Source organism: Sulfodiicoccus acidiphilus (assembly GCF_003967175.1).
Lineage (GTDB): Archaea > Thermoproteota > Thermoprotei_A > Sulfolobales > Sulfolobaceae > Sulfodiicoccus > Sulfodiicoccus acidiphilus.
Genome location: NZ_AP018553.1, coordinates 2,189,676 through 2,202,969 on the forward strand (window position 1 = coordinate 2,189,676; position 13,294 = coordinate 2,202,969).

Below are 13,294 nucleotides of genomic sequence, written 5' to 3' on the forward strand. Positions count from 1 at the left end.
AACCGCTCCGTCTTATAACTATTTCGATATATCTTTTTAATGTTAGACTAGACCTGTCCCCTACTCATCAGGACGATGAATCACTTGTTTTTAAGGGAAACAAGGAAGCGAAGATCATGAGTTCGATTAACGAATCGGAAATTAGAATTCAGGGCGAAAGTGGAGAGGTAAAGGTGTACCAAGCTTCGCCGAGCTCTCCAAAGGCGGGGGTGATCGTCGTTCACGAAATTTGGGGCCTCGAGGACCACATAAGGGATGTGGCGAGGCGCTTCGCCAAGGAGGGCTACTTAGCCGTGGCCCCCAACCTCTACTCCAAGGAGGGTGAACTGCTCAACCCTAAGAACATAGAGTCGGCCATGAGCCTAGTATGGTCAGTGCCTCCAGAGAGGAGGAGGGACCCTAACATGGTGCAAGAGATCCTGGGAAAGGCAAACGAAACCCAGAGAAAGGTGGTGGAGACGTTGGTAGTGAACAGGTCGTCCTTAGAGGAAAGGATGGTAAAGGACTTGGCTAGGATCTACGACCACCTCCACAGGGAGGTCAAAAAGGTGGGGAGCGTGGGCTTCTGTATGGGAGGAGGACTCGTCTTTCAGTTAGCGACAGAGGTTCCGATAGATGCGACGGCAGTCTTCTACGGTGCCAACCCACGTCCAGTGGAAAAGGTTGAAAACATCAAGGGAAAGGTGATGGGGCTCTACGCTGGAGAGGACCTCTACATAAACTCCGGACTGCCAGAGCTCATGTCGGCGGTGGTGAAGTACAAGAAAGACTTCGAGCTCAAGCTCTATCCAGGGGCTGTGCACGCTTTCTTCAACGACACCCGACCAACTTATAACGAGGCTGCAGCTAGGGACGCCTGGGAGAGGACGTTGAGGCTGTTCAGAGGTGCTCTGGCTTGACAGAGACTGTCCTGGACTGCTTCGTGACGTGGGCCACCACGTTAGAGAAACTGAAGAAAGAGGGAAAGTTGAAGGACGTCGAGGAAGTCCTAGGATCTACTGCCGAGGGCCTCCCTCAGTCTCGCGACGAGAAGGGAAGTAAGTGAGGCCCTATTATTTTCCGTAACCACAATTCTCTCGTACTTAACGTCGAGCTGGACATTTCTGTGCACCGCACCTATCACAGGCATAGTGGAGGAGAGGGCCTCGACTATGGCCTCCCTGAGTTTGGGCACCTTCAGCTCCATCGGTCCGACCTCGTCTAGAACTAGAACGTCGGCTTCTCTCAGGGCTCTCCTCACAGCGAAGAGGCCGAGTTCCCCAGCATCCTGGAACAGGGAGTACCTTCCGACGGAGTTTCCCCCCTCTCTGGCTAACCACACGCTCTCGCCTGTTAGAACGTCCACAATTCTGAACCCCACTCTCCTTCCCTTCTCCCTGACTTCAGGGGTTAGGAAACCTCCGAACTTGGCCTCTCCCCTCATTGTCTGAACTACGTTCAAGATCACCGTGGTCTTTCCTACACCAGGCCTACCAGTTAGCAACGTCTTCAACTTCAAGTACCCACCAGGAGCTGGCCGCTGTCTATCACCAACGTCTCCCCAGTAATAGTGGGTATCTTAATCAAAGCCATCACGGCCTCGGCTACCTCTTCCGGCGTCACAACCCTTCCAAGGAGCGTATACTTCCTAGCGAACGTCTCTTCGTCTACACCAAGCAAAGTGATTAGGCTATCCCCCATCTTCGTCTTCACTACGCCGGGTGCGACCGCGTTCACCCTGATGCTTGGTGCCAGTTCCCTCGCCATGGCCTTGGTGAGGGCTATGAGTCCCTCCTTGGCAATGCTATACACCGATAGTCCCCTGAAGGGTATCATGCCAGCTATTGAGGAAACGTTGATCACCACTCCTTCCTTCATTACCTTCGCAGCCTCTTGAGAACAGTAAATTGCGGAGTTCAGGCTAGTCCTCAGTACCTTGTCTATCAACTGGTCGTCGAGCTGAAGGAACTCCCTATATATGCCTAGGCCTGCGTTATTCACTAGGACATCGATGGTGCCGAAAGTCGCGACTGTCCTCTCCACAACCGACTTACATCCTTCCCTTGTCCCGACGTCGGCTAGGATCGATAATGCCTCGGCTCCCACTTCTCGAAGCGCCCTCTCTGTCTCCTCCACTTCCTTAACGCCCTTCTTGGCGTTGACCACCACCTTGGATCCCTCACGGCCCAAGGCCAAGGCTATCGCCCTCCCTATTCCCCTGCCAGAGCCCGTGACCACGGAGACTTTCCCTCGGACGGTGAAAAGAGTCACGAGATGAACTACTTGCGGGGACTTTTAAGAGGCCATCAGGGAATTAACGTCCTTCACCGACGAGTAGAGCCAGTACGCAAGGAAGAGGCCTGCGGTAATTACGGACAAAAGGACGTAAATGGCCAAGCTCCTCTCGGGGATTTCGGCTGCAGAACCCTTGAACTCCACCGAGCTCAAGTAGAGTTCTCTAGCGGAGGAGCTGACGTGATAGAGGACGTAGATGAGGAGGGCGAGGAAACCCAAAGACACAATTGTTCCGTACTGGTCTCCTAGCTCTATTGAGTATAGGGAGAGAAGTTGACTTGACAGGCCCAGGCCCACAAGAACCACTGACATCTCAAGCGGATCCCTAAGGGAAATCGAGTCTAGCTTGGCCTTAGCGGCCTCCGCGGCCAGTGGATCCTCCTTCTTCAATGAAGAAAGGAGGAGCGACTTCACCGAGCCTAGCGAACTGAGACAGTAATAGGTGGAGAATCCCACAACGCCGAGGACCGAGGTCTCAATCGCGAACGAGGTAAAGAGGACTGGGAGGAGTTCAGGCAAAAGCTGGGCTTGGACCTCGCTGGCAAGTGTGGCTGGATTAGTGGAGGAAATGGCCAGCGACTGAATAAGAGAGAGCTCCACTCGAACAGTAAACACTACGACGTAGATTTGGACAGCCACCAGGGCGAGCCAAGCTGAGGCTGGAACTACTGGACTCAGCTTCTTCACATGGGTTAATTTCTCTGTTCAATGTATTAAAGGCAGTGTCCTCAAGCGGTAGGAGACTAGTGGAGGTGTGGGACAGTGCTTACCGAGCCCTGAGGGGTGGAAGATGGAGTGAGCTGAAAGAGCTCTCGATGAAGGGGGAGGAACTATTTCCCTACCTCAGGTGGAGGTTTACCATGTGGAGGGCCGTGGCCCATCTCGAAATGGGAGAGGAGACTGAGGCGGCGCTAGCGCTCTGGGAAGGGGCGAAGAAAGGACTTTGGTGGAACCCAGAAGACCTAGCTAGAATTAAGGGGAGGATGAGCGACGGAAAGTTAAGGGCCCTTATGGAAAGGTTGGAGTCTACAAGTAGGAACTTCCTACTCAAGAGAGTCCCTCCCGTGGCAGTACTGAGGAGGGCCGGTTCGAGCGTCTGGTTAATGGTGCTACACGGGAGGGACGGCGGAATAGACGAGGAGTACCCCAGGTGGGAAGCGGCGCCAGCCAACTTGGCCTTCGTTCAGTCCTCCCAACCATTCTCTTACGGAAGCTACTGCTGGGACGTGCTCCAAGAGGCAACAGCGGAAGTGTTGTGGTGGTGGAGGGCGCTTAAGGGACTCGGTCAGGTTGTTGTGGCAGGCTTCTCGCAGGGAGCCAGACTTGGACTTTCGCTGGCCTTGAAAGGGGAAATGGATACTGAAGCTTTCATAGCGGTGTCTCCAGCCGACAACGATCCGATTGCACCTAAGAGAAGGATGAGGGTCATAATAATGGTTGGAAGGAACGACAAGAGAAGGCCCCGAGCTGAAGAACAGTGCAGCATCATAAACGAACAAAGAGGGACCTGTTGGCTAGTTCTGTTCGAGGGAGGACACCACTATCCTTCTGACTTCGAGGAGCTTCTGAGGATTGCACTGGACAGAGTACTAGAGTGAAGTGGGTAGAGTTTCACAGTGTATGCCCTAGCTCTCTGCTCGGAGAAAATGAGTTCCACGATTGATCGTGGAGTCAAGGGTCCCTATTATTGGACATGTTCTAATTCTGACGAAAGGTTCAGGTCAAGAAGTAGTTTACAGATAGGCGGCACTTGGGAAGACTTGAATGTCATGTATAAGTAGTATTCCACAAGTACGATAGAGCTCCTCGAAAATTATTAAAGCCTAAACGTGTTGTAGGTAGCTTACGTAGGGTCTATGGAAACCGCGACTGAGGAGTCACATCGAGACGCGCCGAGTCCGCTCAGGAGGGAACTGGATTTCAAGGACATTTTCTTCCTATCCCTAGGCGGACAGGCGCCATTCCTGAGCATGTTAACGTACGTCACGGCCGTGTTCACGTTTAGCGGGAGTTTCTCCCCCATAGTTATGGTTGTTGCGACCGGGATAGTGTTCGTTAACGGAGTAGTTGTCTACAAACTCTCCACGAAGTATTCTTCGGCAGGAGGGTACTACACCTACGCAGTCCACTCGCTCTCCAAGACCCTAGGACTGGAGACGGGATGGATATACCTCTTTTATTCCGTTCTCTATGGTGCAGCCTACGTCGCTGGGTCTGCCTTCATAGTAAACTTCGTTCTGGGGGTACCTACATGGATCGCCATATCGATTCCCCTGATCCCCTCAACGATCTTCCTAGTAATGGGGGTGAAACCGTCTACGAGGTACGCAATAGTGGCAGCAGCCATGGAACTAGCCGTTTTGGTAGGAATAGCTATATTTGCCCTCAAATTGGCAAATTTCGCCTTCTACGTTCCAGACCATCCTCCCACTTCTCCCATGCTGTGGCTGGCCATCTTATTCGGAACTGGAGTTCCCACTGGTTACGGCTCAATAACCCCGGTCTCTGGGGAGGTTAAGAACGCAAAGAGGACCGTGGGCAAGGCGGCCTTGGCTGTAATACTGACGGGTGGGCTACTTATGTCCCTAGACGCATACGGGATAGCGGACGTGGCAATGAGGACGGGCTCACTCTCGTCCATATTGGCCTCCAAGATCCCCATTTTCGAGGTATTGGGGAGGGTCTTGGGGCCTTTAACCATACCACTCCTCCTCTTCGTCGCAATAAACGACGGAGTACTGGCAACTCTGGCCTTCATGACAGCGTCATCAAGGACCATGTTCGCAATGGGTTGGGATAGAACTCTCCCGTCCTTCCTGGGAAAGGTTAATGGAAACAAGCCGCTTAACGCGATCTTAGTGACAATAATGGTGTTCGCCGCCGTAGTAGTGCCCTCCGCCTTTCTACTCGGACCGTACGGAGCTTTCTTAGCTCTAGGTGCAGCGGCGGGTCTAGGAGGTCTCACCGTACACCTCTCCGCTAACTTCAGCCTACTGAGAATAAGTACGAAGAGGATTGAGAAGAGAAAAGTAGAAATGGCGGTAGCGTTGGCAGCGGTCGCGGTGACGGCAGTAACTCTGGGTTTCTCGCTGACGTCAACAGAGAGGGTGCTAGCTGACACCTTCCTCGGGTGGGTGATAGGAGGCTTCCTTTATGGAGAAACTCTAAGGATGAGGAGGAAAGAGGAGATAAAAGGGGAAGGAGGGGAAATCAGGCGTACCAACGTCTCCCGCAATAAGAATTTAGGATCAAAGCAACGTTTATAATTATTAATTGAGACGCACCTTTCATGCTTGAACAGTTGGCCCTAGCCGCATCGATGGCTGCCTTTTCGTGCTACCTGATATGGGAGGTCAAGAGGGGTTACAGGCTAGATGTGGCCCTGTACTTGGCGGGCATGATGATTGCAATGAATTTAGGAGCCTACCTATACCTATTGAACCCACAGTGGGTCACATACGTCCTGTTGGGTAACTCGGCCTATATGTTCTTCGGCCTAGCGCCAATAATTTACGGAAGGAGGATAAAGTACTCAAAGGCCTCGGTAGCAACCTTCGTAGTACTCATGAACGCGGCGGAGCTCTCCATGGGTGCCCTGTTCTTCACTTGGACCACTGGTCAGCCATCCACTTTACTCAATGCAGTTGAAAACTATTGGTACATAGGTTCAATGGCAGTGGAGATGGCCTTCTCACTAACTCTCGTAGAAAGCACCCAATTGAGGAGATACTTACTCTTCCTGCTGCCTATATCTGTCGTCTCCCCCGTGGCCTTCGTTCGGAGTCGAGAGTTCGTAGAACTTACGATCTGGTCCTCAACGGTCTTAATGCTCCTAGCTACGGTGGTGGTCTACGAGACGCTCTACAAGGAAAGACTAAGGGCCACACAGGACACTATGACAACGCTTGAGGTCATGACGATCTTCACGGCAATGATGGTGGGCGAGTTCTACTACTACCTAACTAGTTCGTGGATAATCTACGACGCCTCTATGATGACTTCCATGGTTTGGTTTGTCTACAGATCTATTGTGGGGCCTAACGGGAAGAGGACTAACTACACGAGGGACGGGAGGTGGACCTTCACCTTCATTCTTCTCACGTTTGTCATGGAGTGGTTTATGGGAGGGGTACTCGACTTTGCCAGCGGGGTCCTACAGCCGGGGTTAGCCGGTTTCACCAACTCCCTAGCGCTGGGGTGGGTCCCAAGCCTCTGGGGAGTTCCCCTAGACTTCCTATCCCTTGTCTCCACGGTTACTGGCTCGCAGTGGTTCCTGATAATGATGGGAACGGAGATGGGTCTCCTCGCCGCCTTCAGGCTGAAGGAACTGAAAAGGTTGGAGAACAAGGTCCGCGTCTCCCTAATGATCGCTGCCTACGCGATCTACACAATTTTCCTACCTTACTTCTCTCCAATATCTTCGAGACTAGCATTCATTCCCTACATGTGGAGCATGGGGTTGGGAACCTTAGGACCAGTGACCAAGGACTACCTATTCGGCATAGTGGGGACATACGCGGTCTCCGCTCTGCTGTCCTTTCTGTTCGGATCCAGGCAGATATGTTCTGTCACCTGCACAGCGCCGCTGATGTATCAGGGGACGTTCTACGAGTCCCTCAAGACCTTCAATAGAACCTCTAGGCTAGGGAAGAAGACCCTAGGATCTAGGCTTAGACCGTGGTTCAAGTGGGTGGCCTCAGTTGTTTGGGTGACCCTCCTAGTTGCGGCCCTCATGTCCTTTCTCAACCAGGCTGGGGTAATAGACTTCACTGTGGCTGGGACTGACATCACAGTCTTCCTCTATTCCTTCTACTTCAATTTCCTGTGGTACGTTGTGTTCGTGTCCATACCTTTCTTCGGTACCTACGCTTGCGCCACACAGGGGTGGTGTTCGTGGGGGACCTTCAACCAGTTAGTTGGAAGAGTGGGACTCTTCAGGCTAAGAGTGAGGGATCCACAGCAATGTATCACCTGCGAATCCAAAGCCTGCGCCAAAGCGTGCCCAGTGGGAAACACCGACATGGCAGGACACTTCATAAGGGAGGGACGGTTCAGATCGATGAGGTGTGTAGGAGTGGGTGACTGCGTTGAGGCCTGTCCTTACGACAACATCTTATTCTACGATGCAAGACACTGGATTAAGGAAAAGATAAGTCGGTGGTTCAGATGAAGGTGGTTCTACTAGGAGTGGACGGGTATAGTTACGGTGAGTTCCAGAGATGCAAGCCTCAAGCCACGCTGACGCTGTTCAACTCCGCTTTTCGAGGAGTGGTGGTGAACACGGGTAGCCTTCACCCATCTCCAAGCTGGGAGTCGATCCTGAGGATGAAGCCAGTTAACAGGGAGGGTTTCCTTAAACAGGTAGATTACTTGGAACTTCCAGCCATGTCCTCAGCCACGCTCGTTAACATCCCGATCACAGACCCCACTACTGGAGAAGTGAGTGTCCCCTACGACGGTTCCGTCGGATACGACGAGGAGATCTCCAAGGTGAGGGAGGCCGTCTTGCGAAGCGACGGAGCAGTAATAGCTGGAGTGACGGCTCTAGGGAGGTTAAAGCCCAGCGATCCCTGCTCCATCTATCAAGCCATAGACAAGCTGGTTAAGGACATCGCTCTAAGGGCGGACGACTTCGTCCTGTTTTCGCCCTTTGGGGTCAGAGACGGAAAGGTGGAAAAGTACGGTGTGTACATCTCTACCAGGCCCAGACCCGAAGAGCACGATACAGTAAAGCTTTGGGAGATCGGTACGACTTTCCTCGAGGCTGTCCGCGGAGAGTAAAGGTTAGCAGGTATAGTAGCACTTCAAGGCTAGATTGAGGGCGGCGTTAAAGTCCCTGTCCGCTACGTACCCACAAACAGGACACTGGAAAAGGGAACCCGTCAGTTCACCTTTCCTGTAGCCACAGTTGGAACATATCCTTGACGTATTGAGCGGACTCATGCGCTTGTACTTCACCCCGTGGTTGTACATGACTCGCTCCAATGTCTCTTGTACTATCCTTAGCGACGTTCCCATCCTTCCGGTGGTCTCCCTTAAGTTCTCAAGGGCAACCGTCTTAGGGTTCCACGATGCAATATACACCACCACGTCCTCCAGCATCTTCTCAACCCTCTGCCTCAGACCTCCCACCCTGGCGAGGCCCTGAGGTTCTCCAAGAAAGCGCATGAACTCCATGTTCAACTTCTCATCTCCCCACATCCTTGTCTTGACTGGCCTTCCATTGGTCACCGCCACTGCGGTAATAAGGTGTCGCAACCCTATGTCTATTCCCACTACGGTCTGAGGCCTCTCGAAAACGAGATAAACCTTGACACCCTGAGAAAGGTCGATCACTGCACCCAATGGCTTGTCCTTCCTGTCTGTGCTCACCATGCACCCTAGGTCTTTCACTAAGTAAGGGTTGTTTCCCTCTATTGGGAGTGGACCGAGCCTAGGTGGCGCTCCATTAATGACCAAGGAGAAAAGCTGTTTAGGCATGCCGTCAGGGGGGCTGAGGCCAGACGGTGTTCCGCTCTTCCTCAGTACACCTAGGTAACTCCTCAGGTACTGCACGTCAGAATATATCTTCCTCAGCTTTCCTAACTCCACTATCTTGCTTTCAACCAGTTCCTCCATATGTGAAGGTGACAAGAGAAGACATAAAAATTTGGGACCTACGCTCTCATAGTCTTAAAATCGAACTTGATTTTCCGAATTTGACGACACTGACTCTCCTATCAGTTAAGGACATAAGAGTGAAAATACAGAAAAATGAAAAGCTTGTTAACATGTTCGACCTTAATAAGTTCGACTTTCTGTCGAAATCGGAACGGGGTAAGTGAGGGGAGAAACGTAGTTAGGTGGGCTATTCATAGAGGAAGCCTTATATGAAGCAGACCTCACCAGAGATTATTATGGAGAGACCTAAATTCTCTAGCGAGACCAACGATCGAGGCGGGGACAAACAGAAAGACGGAACCAACAACACAGTGAGTACAAGTGGTGGGAGGAAAGGACGGGAGGTCAGCAAGAGAGAAATAGTGATAGATAACGATGGCACAACAACAGTCTCGTTCAAGTTTGACAAAAGCTACATCGAATACTTGGAGCAAGTGAAGGAGAGGTTGCACTTCACTAACATGAGCGAGTTTCTTAGGAACGCCATAGAGGAATACTTGGAATTCCTGAAAAACGATAAATCCGAAGACTCGGCGAAGTAAAAGTACGGGAACGTGGAGAAGGTCTAATGTTACTTGAGTCACTGATCTTCGCGTTGGGTGCTATTGCCTCGTTCTTCGTAGGGGGAAACAACATCTCTCCCTCGCTAGGAATACTGGTATCAACGAACGTAGTTAAGAGGAAGGCCGCGTACTTTCTCGCGGCACTCTCAATATTTCTAGGAGCATCAGTGGGGGGCCTAACTATGAGCAAGAGTGTGAGGGGAATAATTGAAGGAAAGGAGGGTTACACCACATTCATTATACTTTCAGTATTACTCTCCTGCACTGCGGCGTTCTTCTACCTCAACAGAATCGGAGTACCTTCCTCCTTGACCCAGATGCTCTACCCATCCCTCGCTGTTCTCTCTCTACTCTCTCGAGAATACGTTTACTTCGACTGGAGGGCGTTCTTCATCGCCCTCATCCTCTGGATCCTAACGCCTGGGATAGCAATAGGCACCGTGCTTGGCCTCTATCTTTGGATGAGGAGAGCCATCCACTCGGAAGCGAGGCTCTTGAGGCAGCTAAGACTCTACAAAGTCCTCATTTTAGGAGCTGGGTTACTGAACGCCTTTGTGCTGGGGGCCAACGCCATAGGACTCCTAGCTTCAGCTGGGAGCTTCTCCACTCCCATTTACGTTACGTTGCCCTCCTATGGAATGGCAGCGGCCTTGGGAGTCTACGTGGCCTCCAAGAAGGGAGTACTAACCATGGGGTTCAGGTTAACTAGATTAGGATATTTGGGAGGAGTATCTGCTGTCATAGGAAGCTCAGCTGTAGCGGAAGTTCTCACGTTATTCGGTATACCAATTTCCGTCACCCAGACCATGGTGGGGGGGATAATAGGATTGGGGTTCAGGGGACTGGACAGGACGTCAAGAGACAGATCTTGAGGTTGATGAGGGGCTGGGCAGTTTCACCAATATTCGCTATCATAGTCTCAATAGCCACCTTTGGTGTACTTAAGGCAGTACTGGGATTTTAGGACTTCAAGGTCGCGTAGAACACTTCTACACTCATTGTAGCCTCTTCCATGTAGTCCAATATGTCGTCCATGAAAAGGATCACGTCCTTCAGCTGGAGGATGCTTATGACATCTGTCTGGGACTCCAGCTCATATAACCTCGTCAGAAGGGAGTCCTTAATTTCGTCCCCTGATCTTTCGAGGATCTGTATCTCTCTACCAGTCTTTATGGCCTCACCTATGTCGCTCGACATCTGTGATACCATTATGGAGAGCTTCGACGATGCTTCCTCAACTAAGGAAAGGTACGCGTCTATCTGCTCAGTGAGCATGGTGAGACACTTCTCCGAGACCTTCCTGAAGGTGAGTGCCCTAGCCGTGTCCTTTACAGCCTTAGAGGTGTCGTAAATGGCCTGGCTTAGCATGACCATGGATTCCTTAAAGTCGGGGAGAAAAGCCTCTCCGTAGAGGGAGGAGAGCACTTCTTCCCTTACCATGGCTATGTGTTCGTAAATTGTCTTGATCCTAACCATGTCACCTACGTAGGCGTCTCTATTGCCCTTCTTCACGTTGCTGTAGGTCTCCCTTAGTTTGGAAACCGCAGTTCTTACGTCCTGCGTCATCACTTGAAGCTTCTGAAACACAAGGTCCTCCTTACTGAACTTGAACAGCTGCATACGAACTACGTAGTTTGTCATTTCAAGTTAAATAGTATTTCGCAAGAACTCACTGGTTAGTACATTATATTCTCACTCGATCTGTTGGAACGATTTTCATCCGACTTCTTCTCCCATCATCGGGGATTTCCTTACCTGTGGGTTCCTCCTTCACACCTTCCTTTCTAGACTACCTCTCACTTGAGCAGTGGGTAGATCTCTGACCCACAGTTTGGGTTGTGAGTTACCTCACTGAACACCAGTGGACCTCGAGGGGGATGACTCACCGCTACTTCCTCAGCTCTTTCCTTAGTCGGACTAGGAAATTAGGTTGTTAACGTTAGCTAAACAATTAACTCAATTATTTAAATATAATAAAGATTTAAAGACAGTTAAACCACCAATCACTGCCTTTGAGGCTTTCCGCCCCCTTAACCTAAGTTCTGTAATGTTACGTTAGTTACATCTCAGTGAAGACTCTGTTCGTAAGGTAAGACAGTCTACTTTCTCTCCAACTGTTTCACTAGTAGCTTAGTCTTCCTCAAGGAAGGTCTCCAACTCACACACAACTCTCAGATTATGGCGTGTCGAAACGTAGTTTTCCTACAATTGAAGCTGCTATCTACAATCCAGAAGATTCCTAGAGACCAAATTTCCGTCGAGGAATCTAGATCTTACGGATTTCGAGGGGTCCGACAGAGATCCGACGGAACCAACATTTTATCATGAGAGTTTGCACTATAGCCTCCAAAAATAAATAATAGCATTGTTGGAAATATAGGTGATAATCATGACAGAAGAGAGAGAGTATGTGGAGACAGACCTACTCCCTAGGTTGGATAGGCTTCCTTGGAGCAGGTGGCACTGGAAGGTCTTCCTCATTCTGAGTGGAGGGATGTTATTAGAGGGGCTGGTCCTGTCGCTTGGAGGAAGCACCCTTGGGACCGTAGAGAAACTCTTCTCTCTGACAAGTACAGAGGCCGTGGCTCTCACTCCTGCCTTCCTCGTGGGTGAACTCGTGGGTGGGGTAGTTCTAGGTACACTGGCCGACATTAAGGGGAGGAAATTACTATTCCTCACAACCATGATGTTCATCATCGTAGGATCTCTGCTCGCGGCAGTTTCTGTCGATTACGCAATGCTGTTAGCGTCCAGAGTGATCGCTGGTTTAGGAATAGGAGGTGAACTAGGGGCAGCCATAGCTGCTATGGAAGAGTTCTCTCCTCCCAGAAACAGAGGATTCGTCGTAGGTACAGGAAATGGAGTGATGTTCGACTTCGGAACTTTCATTGCGTCTTTCGTGGGTTACTTCGCGATCAGTAGCCTTCCTCTCTCTATTGGATGGAGAGTAGCTTTCCTCTCTGCTGTGGTCTTAGCCTTGGTGATATTAATAGCTAGACTCGATCTCCCCGAGTCAGTCAGATTCCTAGTGACCAAAGGAAGAATCGCTGAAGCGCAGGCTCTTGTCGAAAGGGTGGAGAAGGAAGTCGCTTCGACTAAGGGTCAGCTACCTCCTCCTGGGGGAAAAGTGAGAGTCCGTGCCAGAGAAGAGAGGGCCACCCAGAGTTTCTCCCTTCTCTTTAAGAGGTACGGCAAGAGAGTTGCCCTAGCGTGGACCCTAAACTTCAGTGAGACATGGCCCTATTACGCTGCGTTCTCCGTCTTTCCTCTTATATTCATACACGACTATCACGTTCCTAGCGGAAGTGTAGGGCTTGTGCTAGGCGAGATCCTCGGGGCTGGTGTGTTGGGAGTCCTCACCATGGCTTATCTCTTAGACTCCTTGGGGAGGAGACCGGTCCTTATCCTTTCCTATGGGCTATCTGGTGCTTTGGCTGTGATCCTCGGACTAGTAGTGAGCAGGTTGTCCTTTACTGCATTCGTTGCCTTCCTAGCAGCACTTGAGTTTTTCACCTACGCAGCCGCAGCTCTGCTATACCCTCAGATTGGCGAAATGTTCCCGACCGAGGCCAGGGGCTCTGGACTTGGAACTGCAATTGGATTCGGAAGGTTGGGAGGTATAATAGGCCCATTCGTTCTACTCGCACTAGAACCCTTAGGGTTAGACTTAGTCTTTGCCGTAACTGGGGTGGTGCTGTTCGCAGGAGCGATAGCTGAAGCCCTATTGGGGCCTGAACTGAAAAGGAAGCCCCTGGAAGAAGCCTCGAGGCTGTAAACCCTCACTAACTCAAGTTAAA

General features: G+C 51.0%; 13 protein-coding genes. 8 read left to right on the top strand and 5 right to left on the bottom strand.

All coding sequences use genetic code 11. The features are described from left to right. Positions 1-116: 116 nt before the first annotated feature. Complete coding sequence (locus HS1genome_RS10995) at positions 117-899, top strand: dienelactone hydrolase family protein (protein ID WP_126451093.1); 783 nt, start codon at positions 117-119, stop codon at positions 897-899. Positions 900-988: 89 nt separating this feature from the next. On the opposite strand, the gene HS1genome_RS11000 is transcribed toward HS1genome_RS10995, so the two are convergent. The 3 genes from HS1genome_RS11000 to HS1genome_RS11010 are packed head-to-tail and all read right to left on the bottom strand — an operon-like array spanning position 989 to position 2,961. Then, positions 989-1,498: a nucleoside-triphosphatase gene (locus HS1genome_RS11000; protein ID WP_126451094.1), complete on the bottom strand. Its 510-nt coding sequence runs from the start codon at positions 1,496-1,498 to the stop codon at positions 989-991. Continuing rightward, entirely contained in the window at positions 1,495-2,250 is a 756-nt protein-coding gene (locus HS1genome_RS11005) for an SDR family oxidoreductase (protein ID WP_126451095.1), read from the bottom strand. The genes HS1genome_RS11000 and HS1genome_RS11005 overlap by 4 nt, the downstream gene beginning before the upstream one ends. 24 nt (positions 2,251-2,274) lie before the next feature. Beyond that, a complete protein-coding gene (locus HS1genome_RS11010) occupies positions 2,275-2,961 on the bottom strand; it encodes a DUF4234 domain-containing protein (RefSeq protein ID WP_126451096.1) in 687 nt (228 codons plus the stop codon). A 35-nt stretch (positions 2,962-2,996) separates the two neighbouring features. Between HS1genome_RS11010 and HS1genome_RS11015 the strand changes: the two genes are divergently transcribed. From HS1genome_RS11015 to HS1genome_RS11030, 4 genes are all read left to right on the top strand, one after another. Then, complete coding sequence (locus HS1genome_RS11015) at positions 2,997-3,872, top strand: alpha/beta hydrolase (RefSeq protein ID WP_126451097.1); 876 nt, start codon at positions 2,997-2,999, stop codon at positions 3,870-3,872. A 258-nt stretch (positions 3,873-4,130) separates the two neighbouring features. After that, positions 4,131-5,540, top strand: coding sequence for an APC family permease (locus tag HS1genome_RS11020; RefSeq protein ID WP_126451098.1), 1,410 nt, complete (start codon positions 4,131-4,133; stop codon positions 5,538-5,540). A gap of 23 nt (positions 5,541-5,563) precedes the next feature. After that, positions 5,564-7,444 (top strand): 4Fe-4S binding protein, encoded by a 1,881-nt coding sequence (locus HS1genome_RS11025; protein WP_126451099.1) that lies wholly within the window; start codon positions 5,564-5,566, stop codon positions 7,442-7,444. Further along, positions 7,441-8,055 (top strand): hypothetical protein, encoded by a 615-nt coding sequence (locus HS1genome_RS11030; protein ID WP_126451100.1) that lies wholly within the window; start codon positions 7,441-7,443, stop codon positions 8,053-8,055. The genes HS1genome_RS11025 and HS1genome_RS11030 overlap by 4 nt, the downstream gene beginning before the upstream one ends. Before the next feature lie 3 nt (positions 8,056-8,058). Here HS1genome_RS11030 and HS1genome_RS11035 read toward each other — a convergent pair whose 3' ends face one another. After that, on the bottom strand, positions 8,059-8,892 hold the full coding sequence (locus HS1genome_RS11035; RefSeq protein ID WP_126451101.1) for a zinc ribbon domain-containing protein: 834 nt from the start codon (positions 8,890-8,892) through the stop codon (positions 8,059-8,061). A 278-nt stretch (positions 8,893-9,170) separates the two neighbouring features. Between HS1genome_RS11035 and HS1genome_RS12185 the strand changes: the two genes are divergently transcribed. Together HS1genome_RS12185 and HS1genome_RS11045 are read left to right on the top strand one after the other, a co-directional pair. Further along, complete coding sequence (locus tag HS1genome_RS12185) at positions 9,171-9,476, top strand: ribbon-helix-helix domain-containing protein (protein ID WP_158613824.1); 306 nt, start codon at positions 9,171-9,173, stop codon at positions 9,474-9,476. 26 nt (positions 9,477-9,502) lie between these two features. Next, positions 9,503-10,369 (top strand): inorganic phosphate transporter, encoded by an 867-nt coding sequence (locus HS1genome_RS11045; protein ID WP_232018765.1) that lies wholly within the window; start codon positions 9,503-9,505, stop codon positions 10,367-10,369. A gap of 88 nt (positions 10,370-10,457) precedes the next feature. Here HS1genome_RS11045 and HS1genome_RS11050 read toward each other — a convergent pair whose 3' ends face one another. Further along, positions 10,458-11,111 carry a DUF47 domain-containing protein gene (locus tag HS1genome_RS11050; protein ID WP_373286776.1) on the bottom strand — a complete coding sequence of 218 codons (654 nt, stop codon included), beginning with the start codon at positions 11,109-11,111 and terminating at the stop codon, positions 10,458-10,460. A gap of 775 nt (positions 11,112-11,886) precedes the next feature. Here HS1genome_RS11050 and HS1genome_RS11055 point away from each other — a divergent pair. Beyond that, the gene (locus HS1genome_RS11055) at positions 11,887-13,272 is read left to right on the top strand and encodes an MFS transporter (protein WP_126451103.1); all 1,386 of its coding nucleotides are present in this window, start codon (positions 11,887-11,889) and stop codon (positions 13,270-13,272) included. Positions 13,273-13,294: the final 22 nt, after the last annotated feature.

Coding starts and splice junctions, on each gene's coding strand:
- HS1genome_RS10995 (WP_126451093.1), top strand. CDS start 117: ATGAGTTCGATTAACGAATCGGAAATTAGAATTCAGGGCGAAAGTGGA.
- HS1genome_RS11020 (WP_126451098.1), top strand. CDS start 4,131: ATGGAAACCGCGACTGAGGAGTCACATCGAGACGCGCCGAGTCCGCTC.
- HS1genome_RS11025 (WP_126451099.1), top strand. CDS start 5,564: ATGCTTGAACAGTTGGCCCTAGCCGCATCGATGGCTGCCTTTTCGTGC.
- HS1genome_RS11030 (WP_126451100.1), top strand. CDS start 7,441: ATGAAGGTGGTTCTACTAGGAGTGGACGGGTATAGTTACGGTGAGTTC.
- HS1genome_RS11035 (WP_126451101.1), bottom strand. CDS start 8,892: ATGGAGGAACTGGTTGAAAGCAAGATAGTGGAGTTAGGAAAGCTGAGG.
- HS1genome_RS12185 (WP_158613824.1), top strand. CDS start 9,171: ATGGAGAGACCTAAATTCTCTAGCGAGACCAACGATCGAGGCGGGGAC.
- HS1genome_RS11045 (WP_232018765.1), top strand. CDS start 9,503: ATGTTACTTGAGTCACTGATCTTCGCGTTGGGTGCTATTGCCTCGTTC.
- HS1genome_RS11055 (WP_126451103.1), top strand. CDS start 11,887: ATGACAGAAGAGAGAGAGTATGTGGAGACAGACCTACTCCCTAGGTTG.